This is a genomic window from Polaromonas sp. P1_G2 (assembly GCF_056405515.1).
Genome location: NZ_JBFUBY010000933.1, coordinates 1 through 505, shown reverse-complemented (window position 1 = coordinate 505; position 505 = coordinate 1). Strand labels below are relative to the sequence as shown.

The window sequence follows — 505 nt, the reverse complement described above, 5'->3', positions numbered from 1 at the left end:
GGGCACGCCGCTTCGGCTTGCGATCCGTCACAAGCCCGGCGCGCTTGAGAATGTCGCCCGCCGTCGAAGGCGAGGGCCAGGCCGTGCCCGGTTGCTTGCGGCAAAGCCAGGCAATCAGCTTCTTCGGCCCCCAGTTCGGCCGCTTGAGGCGCAGCTCGCACAGCGCATCCGCAATCACCGGTGCTGTTCTACGGCCATGCTCAAAGGGCGCACTCGATCGGTCACAAAGCCCAGGCGGCCCCTCCCGGCGATAACGCTCGATCCATTTGTAACCTGTCGGCCGGCTGATGTCGTAGAGCAGACAAAGCTCCGTCATCGTAAAATCCCCGCCAAGATAATCACTGATGAAACGAACCCGTTCGTCCATGATACTGCTTGCATTCCAGGACATCGCAGAGCCTCCTGCTGATGCCGGTCTGTAAACAGCCTAATCGGGCTATTTCGTAAACAACCTAGCCGGTTTGGACACTGCCGGACATCTCCCCTCAAGGGGGGAGATTGGATG

General features: G+C 60.2%; 1 protein-coding gene. It reads right to left on the bottom strand.

Annotated features, from left to right (window positions below):
- Nucleotides 1-391: helix-turn-helix domain-containing protein (locus AC1D0P_RS28405; RefSeq protein WP_477679790.1), on the bottom strand; the 391-nt coding region annotated here is incomplete at its 3' end.
- Nucleotides 392-505 lie beyond the last annotated feature (114 nt).